General features: G+C 61.1%; 16 protein-coding genes. 3 read left to right on the top strand and 13 right to left on the bottom strand.

What is annotated here, in order from left to right:
* Positions 1-4: 4 nt before the first annotated feature.
* Entirely contained in the window at positions 5-1,168 is a 1,164-nt protein-coding gene (locus ACP15S_RS06445; RefSeq protein ID WP_425038748.1) for an MHYT domain-containing protein, read from the bottom strand.
* A gap of 134 nt (positions 1,169-1,302) precedes the next feature.
* Between ACP15S_RS06445 and ACP15S_RS06440 the strand changes: the two genes are divergently transcribed.
* Positions 1,303-2,070, top strand: a complete 768-nt coding sequence (locus ACP15S_RS06440) for a hypothetical protein (protein WP_425038747.1) — start codon at positions 1,303-1,305, stop codon at positions 2,068-2,070.
* Between the two features lie 31 nt (positions 2,071-2,101).
* Here ACP15S_RS06440 and ACP15S_RS06435 read toward each other — a convergent pair whose 3' ends face one another.
* Genes ACP15S_RS06435 through ACP15S_RS06425 form a run of 3 tightly spaced genes read right to left on the bottom strand, consistent with a single transcriptional unit; the run spans position 2,102 to position 5,515 of the window.
* Positions 2,102-3,577 (bottom strand): carboxypeptidase M32, encoded by a 1,476-nt coding sequence (locus ACP15S_RS06435; protein WP_425038746.1) that lies wholly within the window; start codon positions 3,575-3,577, stop codon positions 2,102-2,104.
* A gap of 3 nt (positions 3,578-3,580) precedes the next feature.
* Positions 3,581-4,720, bottom strand: coding sequence for a heme A synthase (gene ctaA / locus ACP15S_RS06430; RefSeq protein ID WP_425038745.1), 1,140 nt, complete (start codon positions 4,718-4,720; stop codon positions 3,581-3,583).
* Between the two features lie 27 nt (positions 4,721-4,747).
* Positions 4,748-5,515 (bottom strand): RNA methyltransferase, encoded by a 768-nt coding sequence (locus tag ACP15S_RS06425; protein WP_425038744.1) that lies wholly within the window; start codon positions 5,513-5,515, stop codon positions 4,748-4,750.
* A 154-nt stretch (positions 5,516-5,669) separates the two neighbouring features.
* Between ACP15S_RS06425 and ACP15S_RS06420 the strand changes: the two genes are divergently transcribed.
* The gene (locus ACP15S_RS06420) at positions 5,670-6,311 is read left to right on the top strand and encodes a thiamine phosphate synthase (RefSeq protein WP_425038743.1); all 642 of its coding nucleotides are present in this window, start codon (positions 5,670-5,672) and stop codon (positions 6,309-6,311) included.
* A gap of 4 nt (positions 6,312-6,315) precedes the next feature.
* Here ACP15S_RS06420 and ACP15S_RS06415 read toward each other — a convergent pair whose 3' ends face one another.
* From ACP15S_RS06415 to ACP15S_RS06405, 3 genes are all read right to left on the bottom strand, one after another.
* Positions 6,316-7,152: a lysophospholipid acyltransferase family protein gene (locus ACP15S_RS06415; RefSeq protein ID WP_425038742.1), complete on the bottom strand. Its 837-nt coding sequence runs from the start codon at positions 7,150-7,152 to the stop codon at positions 6,316-6,318.
* The gene (locus ACP15S_RS06410) at positions 7,149-7,922 is read right to left on the bottom strand and encodes a GNAT family N-acetyltransferase (RefSeq protein ID WP_425038741.1); all 774 of its coding nucleotides are present in this window, start codon (positions 7,920-7,922) and stop codon (positions 7,149-7,151) included. Before ACP15S_RS06410 ends, ACP15S_RS06415 begins: the two co-directional genes overlap by 4 nt.
* A 119-nt stretch (positions 7,923-8,041) precedes the next feature.
* Positions 8,042-8,194 (bottom strand): DUF3553 domain-containing protein, encoded by a 153-nt coding sequence (locus ACP15S_RS06405; protein WP_425039664.1) that lies wholly within the window; start codon positions 8,192-8,194, stop codon positions 8,042-8,044.
* A gap of 66 nt (positions 8,195-8,260) precedes the next feature.
* Between ACP15S_RS06405 and ACP15S_RS06400 the strand changes: the two genes are divergently transcribed.
* Complete coding sequence (locus tag ACP15S_RS06400) at positions 8,261-8,884, top strand: histidine phosphotransferase family protein (protein WP_425038740.1); 624 nt, start codon at positions 8,261-8,263, stop codon at positions 8,882-8,884.
* A gap of 15 nt (positions 8,885-8,899) precedes the next feature.
* On the opposite strand, the gene ACP15S_RS06395 is transcribed toward ACP15S_RS06400, so the two are convergent.
* The 6 genes from ACP15S_RS06395 to ACP15S_RS06370 form a co-directional block, all read right to left on the bottom strand.
* Positions 8,900-10,165, bottom strand: a complete 1,266-nt coding sequence (locus tag ACP15S_RS06395) for a glutamate-5-semialdehyde dehydrogenase (protein WP_425038739.1) — start codon at positions 10,163-10,165, stop codon at positions 8,900-8,902.
* 93 nt (positions 10,166-10,258) lie between these two features.
* Positions 10,259-11,365 carry a glutamate 5-kinase gene (proB, locus tag ACP15S_RS06390; RefSeq protein ID WP_425038738.1) on the bottom strand — a complete coding sequence of 369 codons (1,107 nt, stop codon included), beginning with the start codon at positions 11,363-11,365 and terminating at the stop codon, positions 10,259-10,261.
* The gene (gene obgE / locus ACP15S_RS06385) at positions 11,353-12,390 is read right to left on the bottom strand and encodes a GTPase ObgE (RefSeq protein ID WP_425038737.1); all 1,038 of its coding nucleotides are present in this window, start codon (positions 12,388-12,390) and stop codon (positions 11,353-11,355) included. Before obgE ends, proB begins: the two co-directional genes overlap by 13 nt.
* A gap of 132 nt (positions 12,391-12,522) precedes the next feature.
* Entirely contained in the window at positions 12,523-13,065 is a 543-nt protein-coding gene (locus tag ACP15S_RS06380) for a GNAT family N-acetyltransferase (protein WP_425038736.1), read from the bottom strand.
* Positions 13,062-13,670 carry a LysE family translocator gene (locus ACP15S_RS06375; protein ID WP_425038735.1) on the bottom strand — a complete coding sequence of 203 codons (609 nt, stop codon included), beginning with the start codon at positions 13,668-13,670 and terminating at the stop codon, positions 13,062-13,064. The genes ACP15S_RS06380 and ACP15S_RS06375 overlap by 4 nt, the downstream gene beginning before the upstream one ends.
* Complete coding sequence (locus tag ACP15S_RS06370; RefSeq protein ID WP_425038734.1) at positions 13,667-14,167, bottom strand: GNAT family N-acetyltransferase; 501 nt, start codon at positions 14,165-14,167, stop codon at positions 13,667-13,669. The genes ACP15S_RS06375 and ACP15S_RS06370 overlap by 4 nt, the downstream gene beginning before the upstream one ends.
* Positions 14,168-14,254: the final 87 nt, after the last annotated feature.

The raw sequence follows: 14,254 nt of genomic DNA, 5'->3' as shown, positions 1-14,254 counted from the left end.
CGCCTCAGCTCTCACGAAATGCGCCGAGCTGTGCACCCAATGCATCCTGAATGCCTTTCAGCTTGCCACGGCTGACCGGCGCGGGCGGTAAATCCGCGCAGGCAAAGATGCAGCGGCCTTTGTCCTTGGAGCGCTCGAAGCGAAAAACCTTGGTTGGATTGACGAGATAACTGCGGTGCGTTTGCAGAAAGCCTGTGTTCATCAAACGCTTCGTCGCCTCCGTGATGGGCCATGCGCAAAACAGCCGATCTTGCTCAGTATAAATCTGCGTGTAGTGCCCGTCCGCCCGCACAAAGGCCACTTCCTGCGGAGAGACAAACACGCGCGCGCCGTCCCGTTCGCAGGGGATTTGAAGCGACTGCGGTTCAAAGACGCCTGGCGCACCTCGCTGTGTCGCCTCGAGAGGCTCAAGAACAGGCGCCGTGCTGCGGTCGTCCGAGGGTGCAGGGTCGGCAGGTTTGAGCAGATACGTCACGCTGACCCAAAGGAACGTCCCAAACAGGATGAAGCTTGTGAAGATCACACCAAGGGCCAAGAACTCATTGCTCATGGTTGGCCCGAATTCCGCGAAGCTTGGCACTTGTTCAAATCGCGTACCTGCCATGGCGAGAAAATGCACCGAGCAGACCGCAACCGCGAAGCACAGTGTTCCAAGAAAGATCGTTCGGTTCTCACGCCGCCCATAAGCCACCCAAAACGCCATGATGCACAGCGCAACCGCCACGAGCGACGACAAGATCACACCCGGCACCGTGTATATCGCGCGGCAGAGCTGCAAGCCGGCCATGCCGATGTAATGCATGCCCAGAATGCCGATCCCCACGATGCTGCCTGCCGCAGTGATCACCAAAGGCGTACGCTCCACAAAATGCAGCAACACAAGGGCGGCCCCCACCACGATGATGGCGGTCAGCGCCGAGACAAGCGTGATCGCGGCATCGTAGTAGAACAAAATCGGCAGCTCGAGACCCAGCATCGCCACGAAATGCATCGACCAGATGCCCCCTCCGAGCGCCACCGACGCCAGCGCCACGGAAATCTGCCGCTGCACTATGGGTTTTTGAGACAGGTCCCGGGTCAACGACAGGCCTGTGAACCCCGCCACAAGCGCCACAACGCAAGACATGATCACCAGAAACGTGTCGTGGTTGGCGTCGAGATATTCCATGTGGCGAAAGCATACCCAAAACAGACCTGTTAACAATGGTAAGCCCCCAACCCCGCAGGTCAAAAAACAGAGCCTCGATTTGACCATTTTGCGCCGCGTCGCATGTGTTGAGGTACCTAAACGGGAGGATCGCTATGTTTGGACGCGCTCTTGTACTGCTGGTAGCCCTCAGCCCCTGCGCTGCGCAGGCGCTCGATCTGCGTGAAACGGGCCGCTACGATCTCAACAGGCCCGCAAGCCTCGAATACGACCCGACCTTTTGCGGGCTGTGGATTGCCAATGAAGGGCCTGAGGCTGTTCTGGTCACCCTTCAGGGCGACGACCTCCGCCGCATCACAAGTGATTTGTTTCGGATCAAGGCGATTGCGCTGGAGGGCAATCATCTCATTGTCGGCGATGGCTTTGGCAGCTTGCAGCGCCTCACGAAAGACGGAACGCCCTTGGGGGCGCCCTTTACGCTGGAGGGCGGCGCCAGCGATGTCGAAGGCATTGCGGTGAACGCGCGCGGCGAATTTGTCACGGTTGAGGATGATCCGGAACGTCTCACATGGTTTGATCGCGATGGCGCGCTTTTGCGCCGCGTTGATACCATGACGCTCTCTCCCCCGCTCAGCGAGGCGCAAGGCATCGCCATTGATCCGCGCACGGGCTACCTGCTGATCGTGGATGATTGGGAAGGCACCAACGCCCTCTATGAATTCACCGCCGAAGGCGACCTTCTCGCGCAGGCCAGCCTGCTGGAATATGGCACCGATCCCGAAGGCATCGCCATCCGCCCCGGGTCCAACCAGCTGTTCATCGCGTTTGACGGCGGCGCGAAAATCGTCACCTTCGACTACGCGCCCACTCTCCCCGCAGGCAGCGCGCCTTTGGAGCCGGGCGCAGATTGCATGATGTTCTAGTCGCCAGATTGATTAACGCTTCACCAACGCCCTAGAGCCCGTAGAGCGCGCCGAACTTCGCATCGATGTAGTCAAGCAAAGGCCCCTCGCTCGGCTCAAATCCGCAAGCGCGCGCCACGGTGTCACGCGGCGCATACCGCCCGCCATGTTGCTGCAACGCCTCGCGCAGCCACGCTGTTGCCTGCTCGAGATCTCCGCGCTCCAGTTGGGCCTCCAGATCCGGCACCGCCACGCGCAGCGCCTGGTTCAAACATCCTGCATAGACATTGCCCAGCGTGTAGGTCGCGAAATAGCCAAAGAGCCCGACCGACCAATGCACATCCTGCAAACAGCCGTTTGAGGGACGATCGACCGCATAGCCGAAATCGGCCTCAAACCGCGCGTTCCACGCCTCCTCCAGATCTTCAGGCGCCAATCGTCCGGCGATCATCTCGCGCTCCAGATCAAAGCGCAAAAGGACATGCAGATTATACTGCACCTCGTCCGCTTCCGTCCGGATATAGCCCCGCTTCACACGGTTCACCGCGGCATAAAACGCGTCCTCATCGGCCACACCGATATCGCCAAAGGCCTGACGCATCTGGCCAAAGAGCCAGCCACAAAAGGCACGGCTGCGCCCAAGCTGGTTCTCATAGATCCGGCTTTGGCTTTCATGCACCCCCATGGAGACCCCACGGCCCAGCGGCGTCAACAGATACGCCTTGTCGATTCCTTGCTCATAGGCCGCGTGGCCAACCTCATGGATGGTCGAATAGAGGCAATTGAACGGATCCTCAGGGTCCGTACGTGTCGTGATACGCACGTCATTGCCTGACCCCGAGGAAAACGGATGAACCGCCTTGTCAACGCGCCCCATGCGCATGTCATAGCCAAAAACCTTGGCAATCTGGCGCGAGAGCTTCATCTGGATGGCCTCATCAAACGGCCCGCGCACATTGGCAGGCTCTGACTGGGCAAGCACCTTCTCACGCAAAGCAACCAGACGCGGCCGCAGCGCGCCAAACATCTGCTCAAGCTCTGCAGCCGTGGCGCCCGGCTCATAATCCTGCAGCAATGCGTCATAGGCATCACCACCATCGGCAATGGCCGCGCCCTCTTCCTGACGCAGCTGCACCACTTCCGCGAGGACCGGCGCAAAGGCCTTGAAATCATCCTCTGCCCGCGCCGCAGCCCATTTGCCCTGTGCCACAGACGTCACCTGCGCCAGCTTGCTCGCCAGCGCGGCGGGCACCTTGCGCGCCCGGGTGAAATTGCGCTGTATATGACCCACTTGCGCGGCCTGAACTTCATCAAGTTCCGCGCCTTCCAGTACAGCCAGCCACTCCCCCACTTGGGGTGCCGTACGCCGCGCATGCAAGACAGCCTCCATGGCCGCCATCTCTTCGCCGCGCTGCTCGGCCGCGCCGCGGGGCATCATGGTTTCCTGATCCCAGCCCAAGCGGCCCGCAACCTGCCCCAGCGCCTCGGTTTGGCGCTGGTGGCCCATCAATTCCTCATAGGCTTTCATGATTTAACCTCTCACGGATTCAAACGCAGGATACCCGGCCAGAAACCGCGCCCTCAAGATCAACACCCAAAGCACCACCGCGCCGAATTGGTGCACAATCGCGATATGCCAGGGCGCTGAATACATGACCGTCGCCACGCCCAGGGTCATCTGCAGAAGCATCACGGCCATCACGGCATTAAAGCCAAAACGGGTCTGCGCATTAGGTGAGCGCCGGGCGCGCAGCCAGACAATCAGCCCAAAGAGAAACAGCGCGTACCCCGCCATGCGGTGCATGAACTGCACCAGGCCGTCATCTTCGAAGAAATTGCGCCACAAAGGCTCCAGAACAAACAGATCCGGCGGCAGGAATGCACCCGCCATAAGCGGCCAATCCGTGTAGTTGCGCCCTGCATCAATGCCCGCCACAAGCGCGCCAATGAGGATCTGCAGGAAAGCAAAATGCATCAGACCTGTGCCCATGCGAAAGAGCTTGTCTTCCCGCACACGCCGCGCCTGCATCAGATCGCGCTCCTCGCGGCCCAGCAGGAACACGTACCACGCGATGAGACCGAGGATCACAAAGGCCAGGCCCAGATGCGTCGCCAGACGGTAGGAGGCCACATCAAGCATCGTGCCAGTGAGGCCCGAGGCCACCATCCACCAGCCAATCGCCCCTTGCATGCCGCCCAGAACCCCAAGCCCCAAGAGCCGCAATTTCCAGCCTTTGGGGATCTTGCGCGCAACAAGGAAGCCGAAAAACCCTAGCGCCCAGACCAAACCAATCACGCGACCCAATTGCCGGTGGCCCCATTCCCACCAGTAGATGAACTGGAACTCGGCCATGGTCATGCCCTTGTTCTGCAACTGGTACTCTGGGATCGCACGGTAGAGATCGAACTCCGCCTGCCATTCCTCGGCTGTGAGCGGTGGAATGGCGCCCTTGATTGGCTCCCAGACCGTGATCGAGAGGCCGCTATCGGTCAGCCGCGTCAGACCGCCGACTGCAATCATCACGACCACAAGGGCAAACAACATCATGAGCCACAGCCTGATGCCCCGGCGCGCCCCGCCGCGCCCGCGATCAATCCCACCTGCAACAGCCGGCGCCTCTTTTGGCGCAGCGTTGGCAACCTCTTCAAAAATAGCGCGTTTCTTGCTCATCGACTTATCCTTTTGAGACCGAGCTAGTCACTCGCCCCGCTCTTTCCAGCGTACCATTTGACGCATCACGCCATGCAGCATCTGTACATCCGCCCGCGTGAGCGGCATGCGGCTCCACAGGTTGCGCAGATTGATCTTCATATGCGCCGCCTTGGTCTCTGGAAAGAAAAACCCTGCTTGCGCCAAACGATCCTCGTAATGCTCGGCAAGCTTTTCGACCTCGATCGTCTCCGCCCAATCCGCGCCACCCATTTCGGTTGTCTGAGGGACAATCTCGCCCGCCACCGCCTCGCTCGCGCGGCGCCACTCATAGCCCGTGAGCAAAACACATTGCGCCAGATTGAGAGAGGGAAAGGCCGGGTTGACCGGGACCGTGACTATCGCATTGGCTACCGCAATATCCTCATTCTCAAGGCCCGCACGCTCGGGCCCAAAGAGCACGCCCACTTTCTCGCCCCTACCAATGCGCCGCGCGGCCTCGCGCATGGCCTCTTCGGGCGAAAACACCGGCTTGGTCAGACCCCGCTGTCGGGCCGTCGTGGCAAACACAAAAGAACAATCGCCCACGGCATCGGCCACTGAGCTGTGGAGTTGCGCATCGTCCAACACGCGTCCGGCCCCGCTTGCCATGGCAACGGCGCGCTCGGAGGGCCAGCCATCGCGCGGGCTGACAACGTGCATGCGCTGCAGGCCAAAGTTCAGCATCGCACGCGCCGCCGCGCCGATGTTTTCCCCCATTTGAGGGCGCACCAAAACGAAGGCCGGCTCGCCCGAATATGTCAAAGCATCTGTCATGGGCCCCTGATACGCGCGCCAAAGCGCCATCGCAATCCATTGAGGTTGTGTCAGATGCTTCTTCTGGCCTCAAATACGCAAATCCCGCCGCCTGCCCCTTTTCCCCGACGGATCAAAGGGCTATCACCCGTTTAGTACTTGCGTGAGGTCCAGCATGTCCACGTCCCAGAGCGCTGCGGAACATCCGCAGATTTATCTGATCACCCCATCCAGTTTCGAGCTGTCGAGTTTCCCCCGGGATCTCGCCAGCGCTTTGGATTGCGTGCCCATCGCCTGCCTGCGCCTCGCGATGGCCAGCCATGACGAGGACAAGATCATCCGCGCCGCGGACGCGCTGCGCGAAGTCACGGAACCACGCGATGTGGCACTCGTTATCGACACCCATATCCAGCTGGCAGAACGGTTGGGGCTCGACGGCGTCCATCTGTCCCATGGCGGGGCGAAGGCCATTCGCGATGCCCGCAAACGGCTGGGGCCGGACGCGATCGTGGGCGGCCATGCAGGCACGTCGCGCCATGACGGCATGAATATTGGCGAGGCAGGCGCGGATTACGTCTGTTTCGGCCCAGTCGGGGTCAGCCCGCTGGGCGATGGCGCACAGGCGGATGTGGAGCTCTTTGAGTGGTGGTCTCAAATGATCGAATTGCCTGTGGTCGCGGAGGGCAAGCTGGATGCCGAGAGCATTGCGGCATTGCGGACAAAGACAGACTTCTTTGGCCTGGGCGCCGAGATCTGGGATCACGAAAGCCCGCTGGAGCATTTGCAAACACTGGCGGCGCTGATCGCGTCAGACTGATCGCTCAGGCAGAGCCGCGCAGCGCCGCTTCATGGCCGGACCGGACCAAAGTTTCCGCATGTTTGGCCAGTGTCTTCCGGTTCGGGAAATCGTCCACGCGCAGAGGCGCATGATAGATCACCTCGGCGGTCCCCTGTCGCCGCGCAGCCAAAACCTTGAGCAGATGCGGCCCGAAGCTCATGTCGCCCCACCATCCGTAAAACCGTTCCCCTTCGCCGGGCGGCGCGTGATAGGCCACCGTGACCGGCTGGATATGCAGCTCATGGCGCAACTCATCAGTGAAGAACGCGGCGAAAAGCGTTGTTTTAAAAGGCAAAACCACGCGTCCATCGGTAGAGGTGCCTTCCGGGAAGAAAAGCAATTTATGCCCCGCAAGCAGACGTTGTTCGAAAATCTCCTTCTGGGCGCGGGCCTGCCTGGGATCACGCGCGATGAAGACAGTGCCGGTGGCGCGCGCAAGCCAGCCGATCCCCGGCCAACCCGCAACTTCCGCTTTCGAGACAAAGTAGATGCGCTTGGCAGCATTCAGAACGAAAATATCCAGCCAGGACCCGTGATTGGCGACAATGGCGCCGCGCTCCTGCATGGCGCGTCCGCGCACCACATAGGTAATCCCCATGAACCAGAGCGCACCCCGGCATACGGTCTTGGTGATGTAGGGCGTCACGGGGCGGGCCATCCCGAAGATCGGGCGCTCTATGAGCCGCACAAGCAACAACAAGGCCAGGCCGCCGAAGGTCAGCGTGCCCACAAACACACCCCGGATCACAATGCGCAGCCAGTCTGTCGCGCCGAAGCGTGGCGCGGGGGGTTCGGGCGGTGCGTCGGGCCAGAAGGTCATGACTGGCCTCGCGGGCTCGTGTAGATCTGTTTCTGGCGCGCGTTGAGCCGGGCCGTATCCATAATCAGGCAGACATCGGTTGTGTTGAACTCATGATCCGTCCACGCGCCTTCACCCACCACGCCGCCGAGACGCAGATAAGCTTTGATGAGCGCCGGCGTCTCCAGCATGGCCTGTTTCCGGTCGATCTGATCCTCAGGCAGCAAATCCATGGGGTGATACTGCTCTGCCCGGGCCCTGACACGCAAGGCCGGCGGTGCAAGATGACGGTGGTGCAGCAGTGATAGGGGCTGGGCCAGCGCTGCGGCGTTTGTCCCGTGAAAAGACGCCACGCCAAACAGGATATCGATCTGATGCGCGGCGACATAATCGGCAAGCGCTTGCCAGAGGTGGAACATGGCCGCCCCGCCGCGATACTGCGCATGCAGACAGGAGCGGCCCAGCTCCATCAACCGGCGCCCCGAGGCCTTCAGCGCGCTCAGATCGTATTCGCTCTCAGAGTAAAACTGACCGGCCGCGCGCGCCTGATCATCGCGCAACACCCTGTAAACGCCCACCACGGGCGCATGGTCGCGGGCATGATCGCGCAGCAGAAGATGGTCAACGAAAGGGTCGAAGCGATCTTTCTCAAGGCATTGATCGTGATCCACATCCGCACCGCCACCGCCCAACTCGCGCACGAAAACATCATACCGCAGGGCCTGCGCAGCGCGCACGTCTTCCGCGCTTTGCGCCAGTCGCACATCAAATTGAGGCTCTTGGGGGGCCATGGCATTCTCTTGGCTTTCGATGGGCCTTTCTACCACTCACGCCAAGGCACGCAATGTCACAAGGTTAATCTTATTTGACCAAGTCCGACGAACGTTAAGGCCTCATTAACCATGCCGACTTACGACAGATCGTAAACCGGATCGAGCGCAATGCGGGCCCCATCAATGACCATCTTGCCAGCTTCCCGAAAGTTGACAGTGATCTTGTTCCCGATATTGGATTGGACCTGACCAATGCCCCAGTCCGGTTTGTCGGGATGTCTCACGAGCATGCCCGGCTCCAAAATTGCGTTGATCTCGACGCTCACACCAATTGCCTTTCGCTACCCTGAGGGACCATGCAAGACCATAGAACACAACTCGCCACGCTGATAGCCTCCCGCATCTGTCATGACCTAATTAGCCCTGTCGGGGCTATTTCCAACGGGCTGGAACTGGTCTCTTTGGGGGGCGGCATGAGCGATGGGCCCGAAATGTCGCTCATCTCCGAGAGCTGCGACAATGCCAATGCGCGGATCCGTTTCTTCCGCGTGGCCTTTGGGACCGCCAATGACATGGCGCAGGTCTCAGCACTGGAGACGCGCTCCATTCTGGATGCCATGACGCGCGGCACGCGTCTGCAAATCGTCTGGCCCAGTGATGGCGATGCGTCGCGCACCGATGTGCAGCTGGCGTTTCTGGCGATCCAATGCGCTGAGGTGGCGCTGCGTCGGGGCGGTCGGATTGATATCTCCCTCGCGCCCAACCGTGTTGAGATACAGGCGAGCGCCGACACAATCTCAATCGATCCGATCCTGTGGCGACACCTCGATGGCCCACAAGCCACAACCCGGGTCCTGGGCGAGGCGTTGGACATTGCGCCCGCCCATGTTCAATTTGCTCTGCTGCCGCTTCTTGCAGGCGACCGCGCGCGCAAACCCAGCTATCAAGCCACCGAGAGCGACCTGACGATCGTTGTCTGAGCGCTGGCCGCGGCTTTAGTTGCGGGTCGTCCCGTCGCCTTCCACAAGGTATTTGAAGCTCGTGAGCTGCGTGGCCCCGACCGGGCCGCGCGCATGCATCTTACCCGTCGCGATCCCGATCTCCGCGCCCATGCCAAACTCGCCCCCGTCGGCAAATTGTGTCGAGGCATTGCGCATCAAAATAGCGCTGTCGAGCCGCTCAAAGAACCGCGCCGCGACCGCGTCATCCTCCGTGAGAACGCAATCGGTATGGTTGGAACCATAGGCGCGGATATGCGCGATGGCGGCATCCACATCATCCACCACACGCGCCGCTATGACCATGTCGAGATACTCACAGCCCCAATCCGCATCCGTTGCAGGCGTTGTGCCCGCGATATGCTGCAGCGCTGTATCGGCGCGCACTTCCACACCCGCATCAATCAGGGCCCGGATCACACCCTGCCCCACGCTATCAACCACATCCTTGTGGATGAGCAAGCATTCCGCAGCGCCGCAAATCCCCGTCCGCCGCGTCTTGGCATTGAGCACGACGTCGAGCGTCTTGATCGGATCCGCCGCAGCATCCACGAAAATATGCACGATCCCCTCAAGATGGGCGAAAACCGGCACACGCGCCTCACGCTGCACGAGGCCCACAAGGCCCTTGCCACCACGCGGCACGATGACATCGATGTGATCCGTCATGGTCAGCATGCATTGCACGGCCGCGCGATCCCGTGTCGGGACAAGCTGGATGGCGGCCTCAGGGAGGCCCGCGACGCGCAAACCCTCAACCAGACAGCTGTGCAGCGCGCTCGAAGAGTGGAAACTTTCCGAACCGCCGCGCAGGATCACCGCATTGCCCGCTTTGAGGCACAACGCGCCCGCATCCGCCGTGACGTTGGGGCGGCTCTCGTAGATCACGCCAACCACGCCAAGAGGCGTCCGAACCCGCTTGATGTTCAGGCCCGTCGGACGGTCCCATTCTGCCATGATCTCGCCCACGGGATCATCCTGCGCCGCAACCGCGCGCAATCCGTCGACAATGCCCTGAATGCGCGGCTCATCCAGCATCAGGCGATCCATCATCGCAGCGCTCAAGCCTTTGGCGCGGCCAAATTCCAGATCCTGTGCATTGGCCTCAATGATTTCAGCGCGGCGGGCCCAGACCGCATCGGCAGCGGCATTCAAGGCGGAGGTCTTGGCCTCGGCACTGGCAAAAGCCAGCTCAGCCGCCGCGGCGCGCGCCTGTTCACCGATCTCAGCCATGGTCGCGGCGATGTCTGTCATGTCTTTCATAGCTCAGTGCCTTTGTTGGTCCGGGAAGCCTCCGGCAGGTATATTTATAACAAGAGGAAGGAGCCCCTCAAAGCGCCTTCTGCACAGCTCTGATCAGAGCGCCATATCATCGCGATGGATGAGCACGGCCCGGCCCGGATATCCCAGAAGCCCTTCGATGTCGTGAGAGCGATGCCCTGCAATGATGCGCGCCTCTGCGGCGGTGTAGCGGGTCAGGCCTTGCGCCAGTTGATGACCATCGGAAGACAGGAGCGCCACCGGATCGCCGCGTTCAAACCGCCCGGTGACATGGGTCACACCTGCAGGCAAAAGCGATTTGCCGGAGTGCAGGGCCTGCACCGCACCGGGATCAAGGGTGATCTCTCCTGCTGGCTTCATCGATGCAATCCAGGCTTTGCGTGCGGCTTGAGGATCAATGCCTGCTGTGAACCACGTGGCCTTGGCGCCCTGCTCCAGAGCGCTCAAAGGCCGCAACACAGAGCCTTCCGTGATCGCCATGGCACAGCCCGCAGCCGTCGCCGTCTTGGCTGCCATCACCTTGGTTTTCATGCCGCCCTTGGAGAGCCCCGAGCCGGCATCGCCTGCCATCGCTTCGATCTCGGGCGTGATATCATCAATGATATCAAATCGGTGCGCTGTGGGTTCAACGGATGGATTGGCCGAATAGAAACCATCGACATCGGAGAGCAAGATCAGTTGGTCCGCACCAACGGTCACCGCGATTTGTGCCGCGAGGCGGTCATTGTCCCCAAAGCGGATTTCATCCGTTGCCACCGTGTCATTCTCATTCACGATCGGCACGACGCCAAAGGAAAGCAGCTGGCCCAGCGTGGCCCTCGTGTTGAGATAGCGCCGCCGATCTGCGGAATCCTCTAGAGTGACAAGCACTTGCGCGGTCGACAGACCATGCGGCGCCAGCGCCTCCTCATAGGCCCGCGCGAGACGGATTTGCCCAACGGCGGCTGCGGCTTGAGATTGCTCCAAGGGCAGTTCCGACACGCCCAGCGAAAGGACGCCTCGGCCAAGCGCAATAGAGCCAGAGGAGACCAGAACGACATCTGCGCCCCGCCCTTTGAGCCAGGCAACATCCTCGGCCAAGCCATTGAGCCAGCTCGTTTTTAACGCCCCGGTGTCGCGGTCCACCAAAAGAGCAGAGCCAATTTTTATGACGACCCGGCGCGCGGAGCTTAAGGCTGCCATGGCTCGGGCGTCTCATCTGCCGCCTTCTGGCGCAGGCGGTCTTCGGTAATTTCAGCACGCACCGCGCGCAGCACAGCGTCCAGCCCCTCGCGGCTCACACCAGACAGCATCATCACAGGGCTGCCCACCGCCTCTTCCAGCGCCGCGCGCGCCGCCTGCCGTTCGTCGTCATCCAGCGCGTCGATCTTGTTGAGCGCCGTCACGCGGGGCTTGTCTGCCAGATGCCCGCCATAAGCTTCAAGCTCTTCGATAATCGTCTGATAATCCTCAACAATCGTATCGGATGTGCCATCGACCAGATGCAACAAAACCGCACAGCGCTCCACATGTCCGAGAAACCGGTCGCCAATGCCGCGACCCTCATGGGCACCGGCAATAAGGCCCGGAATATCGGCCATGACGAACTCCGCATTGTCGATCCCGACGACGCCAAGATTGGGGTGCAATGTCGTGAATGGGTAGTCAGCGATCTTGGGGCGGGCGTTGGATGTCGCGGCTAGAAACGTCGATTTACCGGCATTGGGCATGCCCAGAAGGCCTGCATCCGCAATGAGTTTCAGGCGGAGCCAGATCGTGCGCTCAACCCCGGGCTGGCCCGGATTTGCGCGACGCGGCGCCTGATTAGTGCTTGATTTAAAATGTAAATTTCCAAACCCGCCGTTGCCGCCACGGGCAAGGACAACTTGCTCTCCGACCTCCATCAACTCGCAGATCTGGGTCTCCTGATCTTCATCGAGTACTTCCGTGCCCACCGGCACCCGCAGGATGATGTCGTCCCCATCCTTGCCCGTGCGCTGCTTGCCCATGCCGGGCTGGCCGTTCTTGGCGAAAAAGTGCTGTTGGTAGCGGAAGTCAATCAGCGTGTTAAGCCCTTCCACAGCCTCAATAATCACCGATCCGCCCGTGCCACCGTCGCCGCCGTCAGGGCCGCCATATTCGATATATTTCTCACGCCGAAAGGACACGGCCCCGCCGCCGCCGGCGCCAGACCGGATGTAGACTTTGGCGAGATCCAGAAACTTCATCTTATCCTCAATTGGCTCTTCTCTAAGCCGCTTATGTCATCCCGACGACGCGCTCAAGGGGGGGTATTTGTGCGATTTACCCTCCAAATCGTACAAAAGCCCTCGCAAGCACGCCTCGGAGCGACCGCTCGATTAACCAAGTTTGCGCAAATAGGTCCATGTGGGCACGGGGGCATTGCGCGCGACGCAAAAGGTCTCGGCATCGCCAATATATTTGAAACCGCAATTCGTCAGGACACGGGCCGAGGCAGGGTTGTCCTGAAAGACCGACGCGAACATCGTCACGTTGATCATCGGATTGGCCTCGACCAGCGCAGCCACGGCGTCGGACGCGAGCCCGGTGTTCCAAAACGCAGGCGCCACCCAGTAGCTGATCTCCGATTGCTCCCGGTCCATGCGGTGCAACGAGATGAGCCCCATGAGATCCGGCCCGCCCTGCACGGTGCCATCCATGGCCCAGACATCCTCGTCGCGCTCCATCTGCATGGCCCGGCTGACGAAGGCCTCCATCATGCCCGGGGGCAAGGGATGCGGGATCGCAGGCGTCATGCGCGCGACCCGGTCATCAGAGGCGTAATGCTCGATCAATCCCAGATCCGCCTGTTGCAAGGGGCGCAAGGTCAGTCGATCTGTCTGCACAATGGGTTGGTGGGATACCACCTGTTCAATACTCATGATCTCTCTCCTCCAAAGAGAACAAACAGAACCGAGGCCACTGTCAGAAGCGCCAGGGTTCCCATCAAAAATGGCTCAATACGGGTGCCCGCAACGCTGCGGGCCAAGGCCGCGCCCGCCAGCGTCCAGAGCGGATGCAGGACAAGCTGCAAGCTGAACAGACACAGGGCAATCACCGCCGTGGCTTCCAGCGTGGGTGTGCCCGGCGCGGTAAAACTGGTGAAGCCTGCGGTGATCATGGCCCAGGCCTTGGGGTTGAGCGGATGCACAACCAGCCCCGCGACGAACCCCGGCGCCGCGACATCGTCGCCCGCGCCGGATGCCAACCGCATCTGTGACACGCGCCAGGCCAACCAGATGATGTAGCCCGCGCAGATCCACTTGAGCGCTTCAAACAGGAGCGGCGCGGCCTGGGCGAGCTCCATCAGGCCAAAGCCTATGGGCCAGATGATCAGCTGCTTGCCAAGCGCGACGCCCGCGACGAACGGCAAAGCGCGGCGAAAGCCGAACCGCGCGCCCGTTGCCATGAGCGCCATATTCGCCGGGCCCGGCGTGCCGACCTGGCTCGCGCCGAAGATCAGGAAAGGCATCACAGCAACGCTCATGCCTGCCCCTCCCACCGCTCAGATGACAGGGTCATGACTTGCTGGCGGCGCGTCTCGCCGGTGATCTGATGGGTGCGGTCCACGACCCCAACATCCTCAAACCCCATCTTGAGCAAAACGGCACGGGAGCGCGCATTGCCAATGGCATGGCCGCTCGTCAGCGGCGCGTCCTCTTGGGCGAAATGCCAATCAATCACCGCGCGACTGGCCTCCGTGGCGTAGCCCTGCCCCCAGTGATCACGCGCGAGCCAATAGCCGAACTCTCCAACCGTACCGATGCAGCCGATCACCGCGCCTTGCAGGCAGATCAGAAAGGTCTTCCCCGAGGTTTGGCGGGCGATGAAGGCCTTGGCATCCTCCAGCGTGTAAGGATGGGGGACCTGCGTCAGCCAGCGCGCAATCTCCCGATCGTTCACGGCGCGCGCCACATCCTGCGCATCCGCCATGACAGGCGGGCGCAGGCTCAGACGCTCAGTCGTGATCATTTCGGCAGGCATGGGGCATCTCCGCAAACATGCGCGCTCAACAGAAAAGGGGGCCGGTTGTGCCCGACCCCCCTGTTTTTTCAAACACCGTGAAAGATC

The organism is Primorskyibacter sp. S187A (genome assembly GCF_049800955.1).
In the GTDB taxonomy this organism is placed as follows: domain Bacteria; phylum Pseudomonadota; class Alphaproteobacteria; order Rhodobacterales; family Rhodobacteraceae; genus JAKVBH01.
Note: the sequence above shows the minus strand (reverse complement) of the source record. Positions and strands in the feature narration are given on the sequence as shown.

Excerpts from the sequence above, each read along its gene's own strand:
- ACP15S_RS06445 (WP_425038748.1), bottom strand. The coding sequence starts at position 1,168 with ATGGAATATCTCGACGCCAACCACGACACGTTTCTGGTGATCATGTCT.
- ACP15S_RS06440 (WP_425038747.1), top strand. The coding sequence starts at position 1,303 with ATGTTTGGACGCGCTCTTGTACTGCTGGTAGCCCTCAGCCCCTGCGCT.
- ACP15S_RS06435 (WP_425038746.1), bottom strand. The coding sequence starts at position 3,577 with ATGAAAGCCTATGAGGAATTGATGGGCCACCAGCGCCAAACCGAGGCG.
- ctaA (WP_425038745.1), bottom strand. The coding sequence starts at position 4,720 with ATGAGCAAGAAACGCGCTATTTTTGAAGAGGTTGCCAACGCTGCGCCA.
- ACP15S_RS06425 (WP_425038744.1), bottom strand. The coding sequence starts at position 5,515 with ATGACAGATGCTTTGACATATTCGGGCGAGCCGGCCTTCGTTTTGGTG.
- ACP15S_RS06420 (WP_425038743.1), top strand. The coding sequence starts at position 5,670 with ATGTCCACGTCCCAGAGCGCTGCGGAACATCCGCAGATTTATCTGATC.
- ACP15S_RS06415 (WP_425038742.1), bottom strand. The coding sequence starts at position 7,152 with ATGACCTTCTGGCCCGACGCACCGCCCGAACCCCCCGCGCCACGCTTC.
- ACP15S_RS06410 (WP_425038741.1), bottom strand. The coding sequence starts at position 7,922 with ATGGCCCCCCAAGAGCCTCAATTTGATGTGCGACTGGCGCAAAGCGCG.
- ACP15S_RS06405 (WP_425039664.1), bottom strand. The coding sequence starts at position 8,194 with ATGCTCGTGAGACATCCCGACAAACCGGACTGGGGCATTGGTCAGGTC.
- ACP15S_RS06400 (WP_425038740.1), top strand. The coding sequence starts at position 8,261 with ATGCAAGACCATAGAACACAACTCGCCACGCTGATAGCCTCCCGCATC.
- ACP15S_RS06395 (WP_425038739.1), bottom strand. The coding sequence starts at position 10,165 with ATGAAAGACATGACAGACATCGCCGCGACCATGGCTGAGATCGGTGAA.
- proB (WP_425038738.1), bottom strand. The coding sequence starts at position 11,365 with ATGGCAGCCTTAAGCTCCGCGCGCCGGGTCGTCATAAAAATTGGCTCT.
- obgE (WP_425038737.1), bottom strand. The coding sequence starts at position 12,390 with ATGAAGTTTCTGGATCTCGCCAAAGTCTACATCCGGTCTGGCGCCGGC.
- ACP15S_RS06380 (WP_425038736.1), bottom strand. The coding sequence starts at position 13,065 with ATGAGTATTGAACAGGTGGTATCCCACCAACCCATTGTGCAGACAGAT.
- ACP15S_RS06375 (WP_425038735.1), bottom strand. The coding sequence starts at position 13,670 with ATGAGCGTTGCTGTGATGCCTTTCCTGATCTTCGGCGCGAGCCAGGTC.
- ACP15S_RS06370 (WP_425038734.1), bottom strand. The coding sequence starts at position 14,167 with ATGCCTGCCGAAATGATCACGACTGAGCGTCTGAGCCTGCGCCCGCCT.